General features: G+C 39.6%; 13 protein-coding genes and 1 other RNA gene. 7 read left to right on the top strand and 7 right to left on the bottom strand.

Annotated features, from left to right (window positions below; all coding sequences use genetic code 11):
* Positions 1-4 precede the first annotated feature (4 nt).
* The 3 genes from pta to ssrA all read left to right on the top strand — a co-directional run bounded on the left by pta (position 5) and on the right by ssrA (position 3,618).
* On the top strand, positions 5-2,143 hold the full coding sequence (gene pta, locus L4F92_RS05465) for a phosphate acetyltransferase (RefSeq protein ID WP_250364509.1): 2,139 nt from the start codon (positions 5-7) through the stop codon (positions 2,141-2,143).
* 367 nt (positions 2,144-2,510) lie between these two features.
* Positions 2,511-3,146 carry a hypothetical protein gene (locus L4F92_RS05460; protein WP_250364508.1) on the top strand — a complete coding sequence of 212 codons (636 nt, stop codon included), beginning with the start codon at positions 2,511-2,513 and terminating at the stop codon, positions 3,144-3,146.
* A 105-nt stretch (positions 3,147-3,251) separates the two neighbouring features.
* Positions 3,252-3,618, top strand: a transfer-messenger RNA (tmRNA) gene (gene ssrA, locus L4F92_RS05455).
* Between the two features lie 293 nt (positions 3,619-3,911).
* Here ssrA and glnS read toward each other — a convergent pair.
* Positions 3,912-5,570, bottom strand: coding sequence for a glutamine--tRNA ligase (gene glnS / locus L4F92_RS05450; protein ID WP_250364507.1), 1,659 nt, complete (start codon positions 5,568-5,570; stop codon positions 3,912-3,914).
* A gap of 232 nt (positions 5,571-5,802) precedes the next feature.
* Here glnS and L4F92_RS05445 point away from each other — a divergent pair, with 232 nt between their 5' ends.
* The 3 genes from L4F92_RS05445 (at position 5,803) to tdeA (ending at position 10,405) form a co-directional block, all read left to right on the top strand.
* The gene (locus tag L4F92_RS05445) at positions 5,803-6,969 is read left to right on the top strand and encodes an efflux RND transporter periplasmic adaptor subunit (RefSeq protein WP_250364506.1); all 1,167 of its coding nucleotides are present in this window, start codon (positions 5,803-5,805) and stop codon (positions 6,967-6,969) included.
* 17 nt (positions 6,970-6,986) lie between these two features.
* Positions 6,987-8,921 carry a MacB family efflux pump subunit gene (locus L4F92_RS05440; protein ID WP_250364505.1) on the top strand — a complete coding sequence of 645 codons (1,935 nt, stop codon included), beginning with the start codon at positions 6,987-6,989 and terminating at the stop codon, positions 8,919-8,921.
* A 107-nt stretch (positions 8,922-9,028) separates the two neighbouring features.
* Positions 9,029-10,405, top strand: a complete 1,377-nt coding sequence (tdeA, locus tag L4F92_RS05435; protein WP_250364559.1) for a toxin/drug exporter TdeA — start codon at positions 9,029-9,031, stop codon at positions 10,403-10,405.
* Positions 10,406-10,529: 124 nt separating this feature from the next.
* On the opposite strand, the gene cdd is transcribed toward tdeA, so the two are convergent.
* The 5 genes from cdd to L4F92_RS05410 all read right to left on the bottom strand — a co-directional run bounded on the left by cdd (position 10,530) and on the right by L4F92_RS05410 (position 16,951).
* Positions 10,530-11,438, bottom strand: coding sequence for a cytidine deaminase (gene cdd, locus L4F92_RS05430; RefSeq protein ID WP_250364504.1), 909 nt, complete (start codon positions 11,436-11,438; stop codon positions 10,530-10,532).
* Positions 11,439-11,680: 242 nt separating this feature from the next.
* The gene (locus L4F92_RS05425; protein WP_326938226.1) at positions 11,681-12,415 is read right to left on the bottom strand and encodes a phosphotransferase; all 735 of its coding nucleotides are present in this window, start codon (positions 12,413-12,415) and stop codon (positions 11,681-11,683) included.
* Positions 12,416-12,599: 184 nt separating this feature from the next.
* On the bottom strand, positions 12,600-14,546 hold the full coding sequence (locus L4F92_RS05420; RefSeq protein ID WP_250364502.1) for a DUF262 domain-containing protein: 1,947 nt from the start codon (positions 14,544-14,546) through the stop codon (positions 12,600-12,602).
* On the bottom strand, positions 14,543-15,940 hold the full coding sequence (locus L4F92_RS05415; protein ID WP_250364501.1) for a DUF262 domain-containing protein: 1,398 nt from the start codon (positions 15,938-15,940) through the stop codon (positions 14,543-14,545). The genes L4F92_RS05420 and L4F92_RS05415 overlap by 4 nt, the downstream gene beginning before the upstream one ends.
* 102 nt (positions 15,941-16,042) lie before the next feature.
* Positions 16,043-16,951: a LysR family transcriptional regulator gene (locus L4F92_RS05410; protein WP_250364500.1), complete on the bottom strand. Its 909-nt coding sequence runs from the start codon at positions 16,949-16,951 to the stop codon at positions 16,043-16,045.
* Between the two features lie 154 nt (positions 16,952-17,105).
* Here L4F92_RS05410 and L4F92_RS05405 point away from each other — a divergent pair, with 154 nt between their 5' ends.
* The gene (locus tag L4F92_RS05405; RefSeq protein ID WP_442778848.1) at positions 17,106-17,960 is read left to right on the top strand and encodes an aldo/keto reductase; all 855 of its coding nucleotides are present in this window, start codon (positions 17,106-17,108) and stop codon (positions 17,958-17,960) included.
* 293 nt (positions 17,961-18,253) lie between these two features.
* On the opposite strand, the gene L4F92_RS05400 is transcribed toward L4F92_RS05405, so the two are convergent.
* Positions 18,254-19,465: an NADH:flavin oxidoreductase/NADH oxidase family protein gene (locus L4F92_RS05400; protein WP_250364557.1), complete on the bottom strand. Its 1,212-nt coding sequence runs from the start codon at positions 19,463-19,465 to the stop codon at positions 18,254-18,256.
* Positions 19,466-19,528: the final 63 nt, after the last annotated feature.

The raw sequence follows: 19,528 nt of genomic DNA, 5'->3' as shown, positions 1-19,528 counted from the left end.
TATTATGTCTCGCACAATTATTCTTATTCCGGTGAGTGCTGGCGTTGGTTTAACCAGTGTTAGCCTTGGTTTAATTCGTTCACTTGAAGAAAAAGGCGCAAAAATTGGTTTTATGAAACCAATTTCACAACCAAATACTGGCGAAGATAAACTCGATCGCAGCACCTCTATCGTTCGTACTAGCACCTCTATTGAAACTGCTGAGCCGTTTATGCTGAGCGTAGCGGAAAGCTTGATTGGTCAAAATCAATCTGATGTTTTATTAGAAAAAATTGTTGAAAATCATCAACAATTAGCTAAAAACAATGAAATTATCATTGTTGAAGGATTAATTCCAACACGTAAACATAGCTATGCAAACAGCATTAACTATGAAATTGCCCAAGCCTTAGATGCAGAAATCATTCTTGTGGCTGCCCCTTCAACAGAAACGCCAGCTCAGCTTAAAGAGCGTGTAGAAGCCGCTGCTTCACAATTTGGGGGTAAAAATAACAAAAACTTATTGGGTGTCGTCATTAACAAATTTAATGCACCAATTGATGAATCTGGTCGTACTCGCCCTGATTTAAGTGAAATTTTTGACGCTTATCAACATAGTCATAACAACGTGGCTGAAGTATATAACTTATTTGAAAAAAGCCCAATCAAAATACTCGCTTGTATTCCTTGGAATGCAGAACTTATCGCCACCCGTGTCATTGATTTGGTAAAACATTTAGGCGCAGCCATTATCAATGAAGGGGAAATCCAGACTCGCCGTATTCGTAGCATTACTTTCTGCGCAAGAAGCTTACCTAATATGGTTGAACACTTCCGTAATGGTAGCTTGTTAGTCACTTCAGCTGATCGCCCTGATGTGCTAGTTGCCGCCGCCCTTGCAGCAAGCAGCGGTATTGAATTAGGTGGCTTGCTTTTAACTGGTGGATACAAACTAGATAGCCAAATTAAAAAACTTTGCCAACCTGTTTTTGAAAGTACAGGATTGCCAATTTTCCGTATTGAAGGGAATACTTGGCAAACCGCCCTTGCATTACAAAGTTTCAACCTTGAAGTACCTGTGGATGATAAAGAACGTATTGAAAGCATTAAACAATACACAAGCCAACAATTTGATACTGAATTTGTCAATTCAATTGTGGCCGAATCTTCTCGCCAACGTCGTTTATCGCCACCAGCTTTCCGTTTCCAATTAACCGAATTAGCACGTCAAGCGAAAAAACGTATTGTCTTGCCTGAAGGGGACGAGCCACGCACAATCAAAGCGGCTGCACTTTGTGCAGAACGTGGTATTGCAGAATGTGTACTTTTAGCTAACCCAGCTGACGTTCAGCGTGTTGCTGAAGCCCAAGGTGTACAACTAGGTAAAGGTATCACAATCATTGATCCTGCGAGCGTACGTGAAAACTATGTAGCACGTTTAGTCGAATTGCGTAAAAATAAAGGAATGACTGAAGCACTCGCACGTGAACAGCTAGAAGACACCGTAGTACTTGGTACCATGATGTTAGAAGCAAATGAAGTAGATGGTCTAGTTTCAGGTGCAGTACACACCACAGCAAATACCATTCGTCCACCAATGCAAATTATCAAAACCGCACCGGGTAATTCTATTGTTTCTTCCATCTTCTTTATGCTATTACCAGATCAAGTGCTTGTTTATGGTGACTGTGCAGTAAACCCAGATCCAACCGCAGAACAGCTTGCCGAAATTGCAATTCAGTCCGCCGATTCTGCGAAAGCCTTTGGTATAGATCCGAAAGTGGCAATGATCTCCTACTCTACAGGCACATCTGGTAGTGGTGCAGATGTAGAAAAAGTGAAAGAAGCAACACGTCTTGCTCAAGAAAAACGCCCTGATCTTATTATTGATGGTCCATTACAATATGATGCGGCAATTATGGAAGATGTAGCGCGTTCTAAAGCACCAAACTCACCAGTTGCAGGTAAAGCGACAGTATTCGTATTCCCTGATCTAAATACTGGTAACACCACCTATAAAGCGGTACAACGCTCTGCAGATCTCGTTTCTATTGGTCCGATGCTACAAGGTATGCGTAAACCAGTAAACGACCTTTCTCGCGGTGCATTAGTCGATGATATTGTGTACACTATCGCACTAACAGCAATTCAAGCTACGCAATAACAAAAACTAAGAAAAAATTGACCGCACTTTAAATCTGCACTTTAACCTTAAAATAAGCGTTAAGTGCAGATTTTTTTACATCAAAATTTTCTGTCTAAAACGCATAACGATGATAAAACAACCACATTAAGCTATAAAATTCATCATTCGTAAAAGTTCCATTCTTTACATAAAATAACAATCTATTATTTAAAAAATATCTTTTTATTTAATTTCAATAAGTTAAAAGCATCATCTTAAACATTGTTAAAATTAATACGTAAAAAAATGTAAATAGTAGTTTATTTTTCCACATTTTTGTTACAGACTATGCACCGCAAACGTGGGGTTTGTATCTCATTATTGAATTATTTATTTAGGAGTAAAAATGAAAAAATCATTATTAGCCGCATTAGTATTAGGTGCAACTTTAACTGTAACTGGCTGTTTCGATAAAGAAAGCAAAGTTTCAGCACAAGTTGAAAATGCAAAATCAAGCGTTTCTGAAGCAAAAGACGCTGTAGCTCAAGCAGCATCAGATGTTAAAGATGCAGCAGTTGAAGCTGCAAAAGATGTAAAAGACACTGCAGTATCAAAAATTACTGAAGCTAAAGATGTAATTACTGAAAAAGCAAGCTCAATGGCTGACGCAGCAACACAAAAAGTGACTGAAATGAAAGATACAGCGGCTGATAAAGTAACTTCTATGGCTGATGCGGCTACCCAAAAAGCAGCTGAAATGAAAGACGCAGCAGTAGAAAAAGTAACTGGTGCTAAAGATGCAGTAGCAGAAAAAGCGGCAGATGTAAAAGATGCTGCCGTAGAAGCAAAAGATGCCGCAGTAGAAAAAGCAAGTTCAGTAGTTGATTCAGCAGCACAAAAAGCAGCTGAAGTAAAAGATGCTGCAATGGACAAAGCCGCAGCGGTTAAAGATAGTGCGGTAGAAGCAAAAGATGCTGCAGTAGAAAAAGTAACTGAAGCGAAAGACGCCGCAGTTGAAAAAATTGAAAGTTTAACTAAATAATTTAGTAATATCAGTGATAACTAGAAAAGGCTAGTATATTTCTAGCCTTTTTATTTTATTTCTCTTTAAATTCAATCAATTCCTTGATAGAATTAACCAAATTTTGGGGCTGATTCTGGATTCGACGGGATTAGCGAAGCCCAAGGTGCACGTCGAGGTGCGGTTGGCCTCGTAAATAAACCGCAAAAAAATAGTCGCAAACGACGAACAATACGCTTTAGCAGCTTAATAACCTGCTCATAGCCTTCTCTCCCTAGCTTCCGCTCGTAAGACGGGGATCAAGAGGAGTCAAATCCAAACGAGATCGCGTGGACGCCTCCGCTTGAGGATCGAAGCGTTAAATTGAATCAAGCTAGCTTAGTTATCGCGTGTCTGTCCGCAGTGATTAAGTGAAATTAAAGACTAGACTAAGCGTGTAGTACTGAAGGTAGAGTAATTTCGGACGGGGGTTCAACTCCCCCCAGCTCCACCAAATTTGATTCCCTCAAAGATAATGATTTATTAAAATTAAGAGAGCTGTCATCAATGTTTATTTTGATGATCATCTAAAGCTACTAGCCTTATCTACTTGTTACTCCTTTTTACTTCCTATTCATTTTTATCTCGATAAGAATAATGTAAATTTTGTAAAAAACAGAATCCTCTTAAATTCCTTTATAAAGAGACTGCTAAGTTAGGCTCATCCCTTAATAAAAAAATCTACCATAAAAAAACGGTAGAAATTCTGCTCAAATTTCTACCGCACTTATTTTTTTCAAGGAAAAACTAGAACCCTTCTTTCAAACTTACGGTTAAGTTGAAAATCAGGTGTTCAGGGTGGCTATCTTTGCTATCAGCACAGAAATAGCCTTCACGCTCAAATTGATACGCTTTTTCTTCTTTTGCGTTAGCTAAACTTTTTTCCACAAAACCGTGTTTTACCACCAAAGAATTTGGATTTAGCACTTCATAAAGTTCTTCCGCTGCACTTGGGTTTGGCACGGTGAATAATTTGTCATATAAACGAAATTCAGCTGGTACATTGTCGGTGGCAGAAACCCAGTGAATTACGCCTTTTACTTTACGTCCATCGGCTGGATTTTTGCCTAAAGTTTCAGGATCATAAGTACAATACACGGTAGTGATATTACCTTCCGCATCTTTTTCTACACGCTCAGCCTTAATCACATAAGCATTACGCAAACGCACTTCTTTGCCTAATACTAAACGTTTATATTGTTTATTTGCTTCTTCACGGAAATCCGCTTGATCAATATAAATTTCTTTGGTAAATGGCAGGTGGCGATGGCCTAATTCTTCACGATTTGGGTGATTTGGCGCTGAAAGCATTTCTTGCCCGTCAAAGTTCTCAATGACAAGTTTTAATGGATTAATCACTGCCATTGCACGCGGCGCATTTTGGTTGAGATCATCACGAATACAAGATTCTAACGCACTAAATTCTACCACGTTATCTTGCTTAGTTACCCCAATACGACGGCAAAATTCACGGATTGAAGCAGGAGTGTAGCCACGGCGACGTAAACCTGAAATAGTTGGCATACGCGGATCGTTCCAACCATCAACCACTTCATCTTCTACTAATTTTAATAATTTACGTTTAGATGTCAGCGTGTATTCTAAATTTAAACGAGAAAATTCATATTGATGTGGCAATGGGCGTTTAATAGAAATATGCTCAAGCACCCAATCGTATAAACGGCGGTTATCTTGGAATTCCAATGTACATAATGAATGCGTAATGCCTTCAATCGCATCTGAAATACAATGAGTGAAGTCATACATTGGGTAAATGCACCATTTATTTCCAGTGTTGTGATGCTCAGCAAATTTAATGCGATATAACACGGGATCACGCATTACCATAAATGGCGATGCCATATCAATTTTAGCTCGCAAACTGGCTTTTCCTTCAGCAAATTCGCCATTTTTCATTTTCTCAAATAACGCTAAATTTTCTTCCACGCTACGATCACGATAAGGACTGTTCTTACCCGGTTCGGTCAGTGTGCCACGATATTCACGCATTTGCTCTGGTGAAAGTTCATCAACGTAAGCAAGCCCCTTTTCGATCAGTTCAATGGCATAACCATAAAGCGCATCAAAATAATCGGAGGCATAACGTGCTTTACCTTCCCAGTGAAAGCCAAGCCATTCTACATCCTGTTTAATCGAATCCACATATTCCACATCTTCTTTAACCGGGTTGGTATCGTCAAAACGCAGGTTACACAAACCTTTGTAATCTTCTGCAATACCAAAATTTAAACAGATAGATTTTGCGTGACCAATATGTAAATAGCCATTTGGTTCCGGTGGGAAACGGGTATAAACGTGGTTTACTTTTCCTGCTTCCAAATCTTCATCAATAATATGACGAATAAAATTGGTAGGTTGATGTTCGTTCTCTGTAATATGGCTCATTTTGACCTCAAAATATTCTCGATTTTTGTAAAAAAATTGCCGTCCATTCTACTATGTTTACAGGCAGAATTCAAAAGTGCGGTTGATTTTCCTTGCATAAATGATACAATTCACGCCCTAAAAATGAACGAACGTTCATTCAGTGTAAATTGATTGTTCTTAAGATCTTCTTAAGAAAGATTTTCTACTATAATCATCAAATAAAACCGTTGTTATTTTTCTCGGAGTTTTTATGCGTAAAAAAACGATTTTTTCCCTGCTTGCCATTGGGCTAATGGTATTTGGTGCTTATAGTTATTTCACTCATTCTAATCAACAAGAAACCACCTATTTAACCGAACAGGTGCATCGTGGTGAGATAAAAAAATCTGTCATTACTGCTGGCACAGTACGAGCCTATAATCGTGTAGAAGTCGGTGCGCAGGCCTCAGGTAAAATTGAAAAAATTCACGTTGTACTAGGACAGCACATCAAGCAAGGCGATTTAATCGCAGAAATTGACTCAAAAAATCAAGTGAATGCGTTAAATTCAGCACAAGCGGAATTAAAGGCTTATCAAGCTCAACTTAACGCCAAGCAAGTGACTTACAATGTGGCCAAATCGGCCTATGATCGTCTTGCGAAATTATATGCAAGTAAATCAACCTCCTTAGATGAACTGAATGCGGCAAAGAATAATTTATCTGCCACTAAGGCGGCAATTTCTGAAGTGGAAGCCTCCATTCAACGTGCTGAAATTCAGGTGGATACGGCTAAAACAAACTTGGCATACACAAAAATTCTTTCACCTCTTGATGGCACAGTCATTTCCATTCCGGTCTCTGAAGGTCAAACAGTCAATGCGAATCAAACCACCCCAACTATTGTTCAAGTTGCTGATTTAACTAAAATTTTAATTAAACCCGAAATTTCTGAAGGGGATATTACAAAAGTAAAAGCTGGAATGAAAGTGGAGTTCACTACCCTTTCCGATCCAGATAAAGTGTATCAATCCACCATTCATTCTGTTGATCCTGCCATCACCACGCTCACGGATAATGAATATAAAGAAAGTGCGTCAGATACCAGCGCTGTTTATTACTACGCGAATGTATTGGTAGATAATCCTGATAACCAGCTACGCATTGGAATGACCACACAAAATACGATCATCATTGCCGATGAACAAAATACCTTGCTTATTCCGACAATTACGTTACACAAAGAAGGAAAAGAAACCTTTGTTAATCTATTAATAGATAATAATAAAGTAGAAAAACGCAAAGTTGTTACAGGGTTAAGTGATGATATGAATACGCAAATTCTAAGTGGCTTATCAGAAGGCGAAAAAGTGATTTCCTCACAAGTAACCCGCGATGAAAAAGTAGGTAATTCATTCCGTGGCCCTCGAATTTTATAAAGTGCGGTGGTTTTTTTATGAATATTATTGAATTAAGCCACATTAACAAATTTTTTGGTGAAGGTGAAAACCGCACGCAGGTGTTGAAAGATATTAATTTGGATATTAAAAAAGGGGATTTTATTGCCATTATTGGGCAATCAGGTTCTGGCAAATCCACATTAATGAACATTATTGGCTGTCTGGATACCGCAACATCAGGTTCTTATAAAGTAGAGGGGTTAGAAGTAAGCCAGCTAAATCGTGATCAACTTTCTGATTTACGCCAGAAAAAATTCGGCTTTATTTTTCAGCGCTATAACCTACTTTCAACATTAAGTGCGGTGGAAAATGTGGCGCTTCCTGCGATTTATGCAGGTATTGATCAACCTACTCGCCTACAACGAGCCAAGCTCTTATTAGAAAAATTAGGATTGGGTGATCGCTTAGAAAACAAGCCAAATCAGCTTTCGGGTGGTCAACAACAACGTGTGAGTATTGCACGTGCCTTGATGAACGGGGGAGAAATTATTCTGGCTGATGAACCCACTGGCGCATTAGACAGCAAAAGTGGCGAAACGGTGATGGATATTCTCACCCAGCTACACAGCGAAGGTCACACCATTATTTTGGTAACACACGATAAAAACGTGGCAAATTTTGCAAATCGCATTATTGAGATCAAAGACGGCAAAATTATTGAAGATCAACGCAAATCGGAGCAAATTAGCCAAAAGCAAGACATCGCACCGCAAAGCAATAAAAGCCGATTACAATTTTATAAAGATCAGTTTATTGAATCTTTCAAAATGTCTATTAAAGCCATTGTAGCACATAAACTACGTTCCTTACTCACTATGTTAGGGATTATTATTGGCATTACTTCGGTGGTTTGTGTGGTCGCCTTAGGGAACGGTTCACAACAAAAAATCCTCAGTAATATCAATGCAATGGGGACAAATACTATGGATATTTATAACGGAACGGGCTTTGGCGATCGGCGCGCGACGAAAAATCAAAATCTCACTGTGGCTGATGCGAATATGCTAGCTAAACAAAGTTATATCGCCAGTGTAACACCAAACAGTTCCGTGAATGGCACCTTAACTTATGGTAATCAAAGTTTTACCGCCCAAATACGTGGTGTGGGAGAGCAATATTTTAATGTGCGAGGGTTAAGCAAAGCGGAAGGGACATTTTTTACGGCTGACGCAGTAAAACACAGCGAACAAGTGGCTGTCATTGATGAAAATACGTTACGCGAAGTATTCAATAATCAAGATCCACTGGGCAAAATTTTAATGATTAATAAAAAACCATTGCGCGTTATTGGTGTAGCGAGTAGCAATAATATGGGAATGAACAGCTCAAGCTTGAATATTTATATCCCTTACACCACAGCGATGAATAAAATTTCTGGTAATCCCAAAATTAGTTCAATTACGGTGAAAATTCGTGATGAAATTAGCTCAAAAGTGGCGGAAAAAGATCTCACTCGCTTATTAACTGTGCGTCACGGTAAAAAAGATTTTTTTGTCTTCAATACCGATACGATTAAGCAAACCATTGAAAGTACCACAAATACAATGAAATTGCTGATTTCTTCCATTGCCATTATTTCCCTTATAGTGGGTGGCATTGGGGTGATGAATATTATGCTGGTTTCAGTTACCGAACGCACCAAAGAAATTGGTGTGCGAATGGCAATTGGTGCAAGACAATTTAACATCTTGCAACAATTTTTAATTGAAGCGGTATTGATTTGTTTAATTGGTGGCATTACGGGTGTCATACTATCAATGGTATTAGGCACCGTATTTAATTGGTTGGTGAAAGACTTTACGATGATTTTTTCCACCTTCTCAATTATTGCTGCCCTACTCTGTTCAAGCTTAATTGGTGTAATTTTTGGTTATATGCCGGCGAAAAATGCTTCACAATTAAATCCAATTACCGCTTTAGCTCAGGAATAGTTTTTTGATAAAATTTCAACAATCAGGCAAATAAAAACTCGGTAAAATAACACCGCACTTTATTTACTTAACATTTTATTACGAATTTATTTAATAAGGAAAAAATGATGTTAAAACAATCCAAACTCTCACTTGCTATTAGCTTGTCTGTGTTATTAGCTGGCTGTGCGAATCTTGATGATTCTTACAACGCTTCACAACAAGATTTCCAACAATATGAAGAATTAACCAAACAATACCATATCCAAGAGAATTGGTGGACACTGTACAAAGATCCGCAACTCAATCAACTGGTTGAACAAGCACTGGTCAATAATAAAGATTTAGCCAAAGCCGCCATTGCAGTAAATACCGCACTTTATAATGCAAATTTAATTGGGGCGAATTTAGTCCCGAATTTCAGCGGTTCTGTTTCTTCTTCTGCAAGTAAAAATATTCATGATGGTGGCGCTTCTGTAATTAGTCATGGTGGGGCATTAAACGTCAGCTATACGCTAGATTTATGGCGTCGTTTAGCTGATTCTGCTTCTGCAGCAGAATGGCGACACGCTGCGACTGAGCAAGATCTTGAGGCAACACGTATTTCATTAATCAATTCCGTCATCTTAACCTATTATCAGCTCGGTTACTTAAATGATGCCATCAGCACCGTGAATAAAACCATTAATTACTATTCTGAAATTAATCGTATTATGCAAAATAAATTCCGCCAAGGGGTTGCCGATCGTGCAAGTTCAGATCAAGCACAACAGGCGGTTTTAACAGCGCGTAATAGCTTAATCAATTATCAAACGCAAAAGAAAACAGCGGAAGCGACATTGCGTAACTTATTGAATTTAAAACCAAGCGATCCATTAAAAGTGAACTATCCACATATTCTTAACGTGAAGAATGTGGGCGTAAACCTGAATGTTCCCCTCTCAGCGATTGCAAATCGTCCAGATGTAAAAGGCTATCAATACCGCTTGAACAGTGCATTCAAAGATGCTAAAGCAATGCAAAAAAGCTGGTTCCCAAGCATTACTTTAGGCGGTAGCTTAGGTTCTAGTGGAAACAAAATTGATAATGCATTCAATACACCAATTGCAGGTGGGACGGTCGGAATTAGCTTACCATTCTTGAGCTGGAATACGGTGAAATGGAACGTAAAAATTTCAGAATCAGCCTATGATTTAGCATTAGTGAATTTTGAGCAAAGTATTACAAAAGCATTAAACGATATTGATACTAATTATTTTGCTTACAGCCAAGCACGTCAAAACTTTGCGAACTTAAAACAAACTTATGATTACAATAAACGCATCACGCAATATTATAAAAATCGCTATGATGCAGGCATTTCTGAATTAAGAGAATGGCTAAACGCCGCCAGCACCGAGCGTAATTCTGAGCTTTCTATTTTGAACGCTAAATATAATCTTATTCAAAGTGAAAATGCGGTTTATAGTGCAATGGGGGGATATTATTCTTCAGAAGAATTGTAATTGAGTACAAAAGTGCGGTAAAAACTTTTAAAGTTTGAGTGGCTATTAAAATGTTAACCGCACTTTTATCGTAAAATAAATATTCCTTTTCTGGCTAAAACATAACCTAGTAAAACTAAAATTACTATAAAACCACATACTCCAACGGCACATCAGCTAAATAGACCAATAATTCTTCCGCCATTTTGCGATAAGAAAGATTGAGAGGTTGTTCCACCATCACAACCCGTTGGATCATTTCTGTTTCTGCGCCACTTAATAACAAATAATTCAATGCCACTTGCATTGCCGGTAATGCAGGGTTAAATGCGGCATTTTCAGCATAACTTCCACAGAAAATTTGATGATCTTGCAACTGAATCGCAATCCCCGAATAGCTTTGCGAATAAGGGGCGTGAGCTTGGTTAGCGGCATTTAAAGCGGCCAAAATAACAGGATCTTCTGTGCTATAACGTAAACCATTATGATGTTCATCAAACAATCGACAAGAAATAGCCAAATCTTTTGGACCAAACGAATCAGGCAAATAGTGATGCAGCAAATTATTTTGGCTATGAGGCAAGTGAATATGCAACGTTTCAGCACTGTTTAATTCATTCATAAACTGGCGACAATGTCCGCACGGCGTATAGTTTACCGTTACGTCCGTTAATTTTCGCTCTCCTCGCATCCAAGCGTGGGAAATGGAACTTTGCTCTGCGTGAATAGTTTGCTGAATATGCGTGGTGCAAAACTCTTGATTTGCACCGAAATAGAGATTGCCACTTTCCCCCATTACAACAGCCCCAACGCTAAAATGAGAAATCGTTGGATTTGCATAACACGCACTAATAGGCAGTAAGACTAATGCCAATTGTTTGGCGGTCAGATGATATTTTTCACATAAATGATTAACCGTAAAATGCGGGAGAAAGCCTTGAAAATGCTGTTCTGCAAGGATATTCCAAAGATCTAAAGCCAAAGATGGATGACTTAATTCAGGAAGTGATTGCCGAATTCTCTCTGAAATATGTTGTTGAAGATGATTATTCATTTCGCATTCTCCTTTACATCACGATAAAACATTGTGAATCATAAAGTAGAATACGATAAAGATCTTGCGAAAGACATCAATTTTGTGAGCTAGCTCAAAAATCCCATTTTTAATTGCATAAAATCTAGCTAACCTATTCATCTATCAGTAAAAAATAAACAAAATAATGACCGCACTTTACTAATTAAAAGATTGCTGAAAACGATCTTTACCTTTCAGGCTGCCTTTTATTAATACCTCATCTAAAATTCCAAAAACCAATCAGGCTCAAGCCTTCTAAAATCATCAAACCACGAGAGCATTTTTTGGCTCATTTGCTGACAAAAGGCAACTTCCTCCTCGCCCAAAGCCACTGCAACGGTAAAGGCATTAAGGCTTTCGGCTGCCAGATAAAAGGCATTTAACGCCCAAAAATCCTGCGGAATCTTCGCCCCAAAATAGCGATGCAGCTGCCCTGTGGCAAAAGCGGGACTGGTTTCGGCACTCACCATTGCCCCCGTGAGCGTGTAATACGAATCCACCAAACCGCTGCCCTGAAAGCCAAGAATGCTTAAGCGATTTTCAAAAATCACCATATTGTCGGTCTGATAATTGCCGTGCAAAAGGTGCATTGGGCGATTGTTAAGCAAAGTTTGATGGCGGTCTAAATAATCAAGCAGCAATGTTTCACCAAAAAGTTTTGCACCGAACTTGCGATAATTTGCCAAATAATGCTGCACTTTTTGCCCATAAATTTCTGCCCATTTATTTGAGAGTGCGTGGGCTTCAATACTGAGCATTTGCCGCAGGATTTCACCTGCTTTTTCGCCAAAGTGATATTGCTGGTCAATGGGCATTGATGGCAAGATTTCTTTGGCTTCTTCGCCTTGGCACCACTCAAAAGCTGATACACGTTTTCGCCGTCCGTGCATACACCAAAAGCTATCGGGCGTGCCATAGGAATATCGGCGGCATACATACGCTCGGCAAGGGCAAATTCCGCCGCTTTTTCTTTGTGGTATTGGCTACCTGAAAGCCGTAAGAGAAGATCGCTGCCGTCTTTCATTTTAATATGGTATTTTTTATCTTCCGACCAGCCTTTGTTAATAGGCGTGATGCCGGTAAACGATGAGTATAGGGGAATGCCTTGCATATTTACTGAAAGCCATTACGACACGGTTTCTATTCAGAATGCTTTGTATTTAATAGTTCAATCATCTTTTTTCCATGACGCTTGATTGCCGTCTCATTCCACGTTTCTTCGTCCCATGCTTTTTTATCCATCATCACAGATAATTTTAAACTCAGATTTTGATTTGTCCCAAAATTAGCAATCTTTGCTTCGGGCATATTGTTAGAAAATTTAGAATTCATACTTGATGAAATCAAACACAAATTTCCAAAAGAATGCAAGACCTCATCGCTTAAAGGTTCACCATTTTGTGGCGTTTGCGGATAAAAATGCTCCACTGAACTGCGGAAGGTAAAGGTGAAATTTTGGTATTGCCCCTTTTTGTTTTTCCACAATAAATAATCCAAGCGGTTAAAAATAAAATTCGGCACATTTGTCCCAGAATTTAATATTTCAGCATCTTCTGGAATGGCAACGGCACTGATAACATCATCATTTTTAGTAATTAAATCAAAAAAATCACTGCCTTTTCCATAATGACCAAAATAATATTTGTCGCTTAAATTTTCTAAAAATGAAATATATTGATTAGAAGTAATATTCTCCTGCTGATACAGCCAACGCAACACCGCATACAGCCAGTTTTTATAAATTCGTGATGGATACGAAATATGAAACATAGATAGCAGCATAACCGTCTTTCTTTGTTCTTCTGTATCGCCAAAACTGTTATTATATTGATAGCTACTTGTTTTATTGGTTTGCGGTTGGATTTTTAATAATGACCAATTCCCCTCTTCTTCTTTGGTGCTGTCCGATTTAATCACATAGCTATCAAATAGATAACGACATTTTAGCAAAAGATAGGCAAATTTTTTAATATCCTCAAGTTCAAAATCTTTCTTTTGAAAACTGTCTAACAATGTTTTGTCATCTAATGCAATTTTCTTCACTTGTCCTAAATTAATTTGATTATTTTCGTGATAAATACGCAAAACGTGCAGCAAAAAGTTAGGAAAATCAATCACGGAATTAAATCGTTCCGAGTTTTCATCTCCTCCTCCGTTTCCTTCTTCATTTTCTTCTGTGGCAATTTTTACTTCATCATCAATAATATTTCTCATAGTAAATTTTTCATTACTATCTTGGTTTTCAGAATTTTGAGAGGAAGTTTGTTTATCATCATTGTTTTTATTCTTCTCAAAATCTTTTGCAATCTCGTCAAAACGTTGAGAGGGAATTTGTTGCCAATTCTTACCAAAAATTTGTTTCCTAATTTCAGGTTTAAAGCCCATCACCACATAGCGGTTCATATCCGAACACGCGTCCCAAATTTTGGCAAAGGCTGCCTGAAAACCTACGGTATTGGCATCATCTTTAGATAACTCAGCTAAGCGGCTCATCAGCCGTGCTTTTAAAATTTCGTGTTTTTCAAGCTGTTCGCCTCGCGTATTCATTATTTCAAAATAATGATTTAAATCCGTTTTTGGCGGAACTTCCGTGCGGATAATTTTCACATTATTCAAAATAAAATTAATAAAATCTTGTAAATCAATATCTTTAACCAATGCATCCCAATGCCGTTGAATGGATTGCATCGCGTCTTTAAAATTCCAAGGCAGCTTTTCAGGCTGCTGTAAATTATCTAATGCATTATCGGATTCCTCACGATATTCAAATGAAAGATTGCGTCCAGCGGATAAAGTATCAGCTAGATTTTTTTGCAAGAAAAATGCTTTGATTAAGGTGAAAGTGGTCAAACGCTGCTGCCCATCAATCACTTCAAATTTGCCATCATCTCGGCGATAAACCACCAAACTGCCAATATAATAATTCTTCACATCTCGTTTATAGGCGTTAACCAAATCAGTCAATAATGCTTCTATTTCAGTATCGCCCCAAGCATAATTGCGTTGATAAATGGGGATAATATAATCATCTTCACGCAATAATTTTTCAACCGTAAGTGATTTAATTTGTGTGTTTTCTTGTCTCATTTTGCTTCTTCTTTATTTGGAATGTTAAAAATTTGTTGAATTTTTTTATCAACATTTTCAAATTTAATATTTTTAATAGCCAGATTGCTAAATTGCATAACATTTTCTGGTGTATGGCTATATTCTAAATGGGTAAAGAGGCTATTTCTCGCCGTTACTTCATTATCGATAGTGGCAAAAGTAACGCGTCCTGATTCAATGCGTATCCGATAGATCCAAATAAACGCTTTATTGACAAAAGCATTCAATTTCTCTTTGCCAAATTTATCAAAATAAGCCAATACCAAACACTCAAATAAACTGCGTAAATAACGGTCGCCCGTACGATAAGCACCGTGATGATTGTCTAAAAAATCAATTAAATTTTTATCTAAATCAACACCATTCACCTGCGTGATTTTGCATAATAAACCCGTTTCTTTATTAAATAATTGATTGTATATTTTGCGATAATGTTCTATATACTGAAAAAACCACTCGCCATCAATAATGGTTTGCTTGGCTTGAAAGCTGGGCTGGGTAAATTGTTCCCGAAACCAAAAAGGATTGGCAGAGGTAAATTTTGCTAATGCTTGAGAGGCCAATGCAGCCTGAATATAAGGATATGAAGCCGTTTCCGAAACCCCTTTGAAAACCGATAATTCATCGCTGGTAAAATGTTCACCGCTTTGCCCCATTTGCCACACGCGCAGTCTGAAAAGCATTTGATTGATAATTTTGTGTAAATTAGGTGCGTCTTTATCTGCAAGTGCCGCCTCTTCCCACGCTGAAACGCATTGATAAATGCTGGCGGCTGGTTTCCCTTGCATTGCCCGCAGATGGTAGGCTTTGAGCAAATCGTAAGTTTCTAGGGCTTTTCCGCGTGCATTTTGTGAATCAAAAAATTGAAAAGCTTCGTCTAAATTATCCAATTCTACACAAACCATTTCGCAGGTGGATAAAATATATTTTTTAAACTTGTCTTGGTCTTGCTTAATATCCGTATTTTCTTTTAAGAAATCTTTAATAAATTGATAATTTTGCCTTAGATTTTTTTGGCTAATGGTATGTGGGTATTCCTGATTTAATAATTTTAAATCCAATTTATTATCCAAAATTTTTAGCAGTAATGTCAGTGTGGTTAAGCGTTGTTGTCCGTCCACAATATCATTTTTTTCTTTTTTTTCTTTATTTTGATGCAAGACTACCGTACCAATCCGATACCGCTGATTTTGTGTAAGCTGATTTTGTGTAAGCTGATTTTGTTTAAAATGGTTCAATAAATCATTTAATAATTGCCGCACATGGCGAGTTTCCCATTTGTACGGGCGTTGATAATCAGGCAGATTTAGATTTTTACTCAGCAAGTCTTCTATTTTAGAAATAAAAACATTAGGTTTTTTAATATCTGTCATTACTTTTCCTTCAATTTTTTCTCATTTTAAAATTAGAAAATAAGTGCTTTAATGTGATAAGAAATATCCAGCTCATTTTATCTGTAAAATAATAACTGCTTATCAAAACCTCATTAAACCGCATTCCGCCGCCACAAGCATCTGCACCAGTGCATTAAAAACAGGGCTTTCTCTGCGGCTTGGGTAATAAAGGTGAAAGCCTTCATAGCACACCGCATCATCCTTGAGGACGGCGACCAGTTCGCCCTGCTTGCTTTCTTGTTTTAAGACAAATTCAGGCAGCCAAATCAGCCCTTCGCCTGCTTTAGCCGCGGCAAAAAGCAGGTCAAAATCATTGGTAATCAATGGGCTATGGCTTGGGGTGATGGAAAAAGTGCGGCCATTTTTATCGCAAAATTCCCAAGCCATCAGGTTATCAAGGCTTGGCAGGCGGTAAAGCAGGCAGCTGTGGCTGTGCAGTTCGTCTACAGTTTGGGGCGCGCCGTGGCGCTCAAGATAGCTTGGGCTTGCCGCCACCGTCATGGTTAAATCAGGACTGATTCGCCTTGCAATCATGTCTTTCGCCAAAAATCCCCCCAAGCGGATACCTGCATCAAAGCGTTCGTGAATGATGTCGGTAAAGCGTACATCGCTGTGCAGCTCAAGGCAGACGTTGGGATAGGCACGGCGAAACGCGGCAAGCGGTTTTTGCAAAAGATAACGAAAAACGAGTGGCGACCCCGTCAGCCGAATACGGCTTTGCGGTTCATGGGCAAATTCCTGCACCAGTTCGGTGCTGTTTTGTACGGCACGCAGCAGTGGTTTTAGCTCATCGTATAGCCGCTGCCCTGCTTCGGTGAGGGCTAGGCTTCTCGTGTTACGCTGCACAAGCCGCACGCCAAGCGAGGTTTCTAGCTGTTTTAGGCTGTAACTTAGGGTCGACTGGGCAATACCAAGCTGGGCAGCCGCTTTGGTGAAACTGCCCGCGTCAATAATGGCAGTGAACAAATGTAGGCGGTCAAGACTTTCCATTTTTTATCCGTGGATTATTTGAAAATTAAACGGCAATAAAATTAATTATGCGTATTTTTCGATAAAGTATATCGGAAATGATGGGCTAATCACAGCCTTTTGCAAGCGCTATAATGAACCCATTGATTATTGATATTAAACAAAAAAGGAAACCATGATGCACACTTTAACCTTAAAAAACGGCGTATCTATGCCCAAAATCGGCTTTGGTGTTTTCCAAATGAATGATGCCAAAGAATGCGAACAAGCGATACTCAGTGCCATTGAATCGGGCTACCGCCTGATAGACACCGCTGCCAGCTACCAAAACGAACGCGAAGTCGACAACGCCATTAAACAAAGCGGTATCGCAAGAGATGAACTCTTCATCACCACCAAACTTTGGCTGCAAGATGCAAGCTATGAGGGTGCAAAAGCCCAATTTGAGCGTTCTTTAAACCGCTTGCAGCTTGACTATGTGGATTTGTATTTGATTCATCAGCCTTATGGCGATGTGTATGGGGCGTGGCGGGCGATGGAAGAGCTGTATGAAGCAGGCAAAATCAAAGCCATTGGCTTGAGCAACTTCCACCCCGACCGCGTGGCAGATTTGATGGCGTTTAACCGCATTGCCCCGATGGTTAATCAAATTGAGGTCAATCCGTTTCACCAGCGGCTGCATGATGTGCCTTGGCTGCAAACGAACGGCGTGATTTCCGAAGCGTGGGCACCTTTTGCAGAAGGCAAAAACGGCTTATTTACCTACCCTGTACTCACGCAAATCGGCGAAAAATACGGCAAAACGGTCGGACAAGTGGTGCTTCGCTGGCTGTATCAGCGTGAAATCGTCTCGCTTGCCAAAACCGTGCGTCAAGAACGTATGCAAGAAAACCGCAATATTTTTGACTTTGCCCTAAGCCAAGAAGATATGCTTGCCATCACCGCCATTGACACCCAAACCTCTGCCTTTTTCTCACACCGCGACCCTGCCATGGTGGCGTGGCTGACGGGCAGAAAGCTTGAGGTGTAAACGGCTATAAAGGGCTATGGATAAAGGCAAACAGGCTGCCTGAAAAACCTATTTTTTAAGTTTTCAGGCAGCCTGATTGAAAGAATAGCAATTTATCTGATACGTAAATTTCCACCCGAGTGGGTAGAAAAATGATTTAAAACTAAAAACAGACAAAATGGGGGTAAAGATTTTAAGATTTTTGACCGCACTTTTCATTCTCTTTTCCATAAAAAAGGCTGCCTGAAAACTTAAAACCAACATGTTCAGGCAGCCTTTCAACCGCTTAAATTTAAAAAAAAGTAACCGCAGCATCAAACCCGACTGCTTTTTAAACCTGCCTTGCCGTTTTGCCAAAGCGTCCGCCACAAAATCCGCCACGCCGATGTGTTTGGGTCTGGCTTTTTCCCAACGCCCATGCGTGCCATTTGATACATATACCAGCCCATTTCCAGCACCGACCCCATTTTTTCATCAATTTTGGCTGCCCCTGTGGCAACGGGCTTGAGGGCAATCGTTTGGTATGTTCCAGCTTGGATTTGATTGGGTAAATCAGGCACTAACGCAAACGGGCGTGCCACGCCGACAAAATCGAGCTCACCGCTTGTTAGTGCATCATTCATCGCACTTTGCGAACGAAATCCGCCTGTAACGATAAGCGGCACTTGACTGACCGTGCGTGCTTTTTGGGCGTAATCCAAAAAATAGGCCTCACGTTTTTGTGAACTTGCCTTGCTTGACAGCATCACGGGGCTTTCATAATTACCGCCAGAGACTTCAATAAAATCAATCCCAAGCTCACTTAATTTGGCAATCACCTGCACCGATTCGCGCTCATCAAAGCCGCCTTTTTGAAAATCGGCGGAATTGAGTTTCACGCCCACCAAAAATTCAGGCTGCACCGCTGACCGAATTGCCTCATAAATGGCGACCAAAAACCGCATGCGATTGTCCAAACTGCCGCCATATTCATCATCACGGCGGTTGTGGTGGGGTGATAAAAATTGGCTAATCAGATAGCCGTGTGCCGCATGAATCTGCACGCCTGAAAAGCCTGCTTGTTCGGCAAGTTGGGCGGTTTTGGCAAATTGGGCAATCAAGGTATGAATTTCGGGTATCGTCAAAGCTCTGGGCGGATTAAAAAAGCCCTCCATGCCACTAAGCGGCACAGCACTTGGGGCAACAGGTTCGGCGTTTAGGGCTTTGGGTGATTGCTTGCCTGCGTGGTTGATTTGCATGATGAGCAGGGTGTTGTCTTGCGTGCCTGCTGTTGCCCATTTCTTGAGCATCGGTAAGTCGCCGTCATCAGATAGCACGACATCATCTGGCGAACCTTTGCCTTGCTGGCAAATCATCACATTGCCCGTAACCAGTATGCCCGCACCGCCTTTTGCCCAAGTGTTGTAGAGTTTGACCAATTTATCGCTGACATGGTTATGGACGGCAAGCTGCTCTTCCATTGCGGATTTAAAAAAGCGGTTTTTGGCGGTTTTGCCGTTTTTAAAGGTGAAAGATTCAAATAACATCACTTGGATTTCCTTGTAATAGAGTTTATAGATTTAAGAATATAAACTCATAAGGTTAAAAAT

Source organism: Avibacterium sp. 21-595 (assembly GCF_023611905.1).
Classification (GTDB): Bacteria; Pseudomonadota; Gammaproteobacteria; order Enterobacterales; family Pasteurellaceae; genus Avibacterium.
This window is presented reverse-complemented; position numbering and strand designations above follow the sequence as displayed.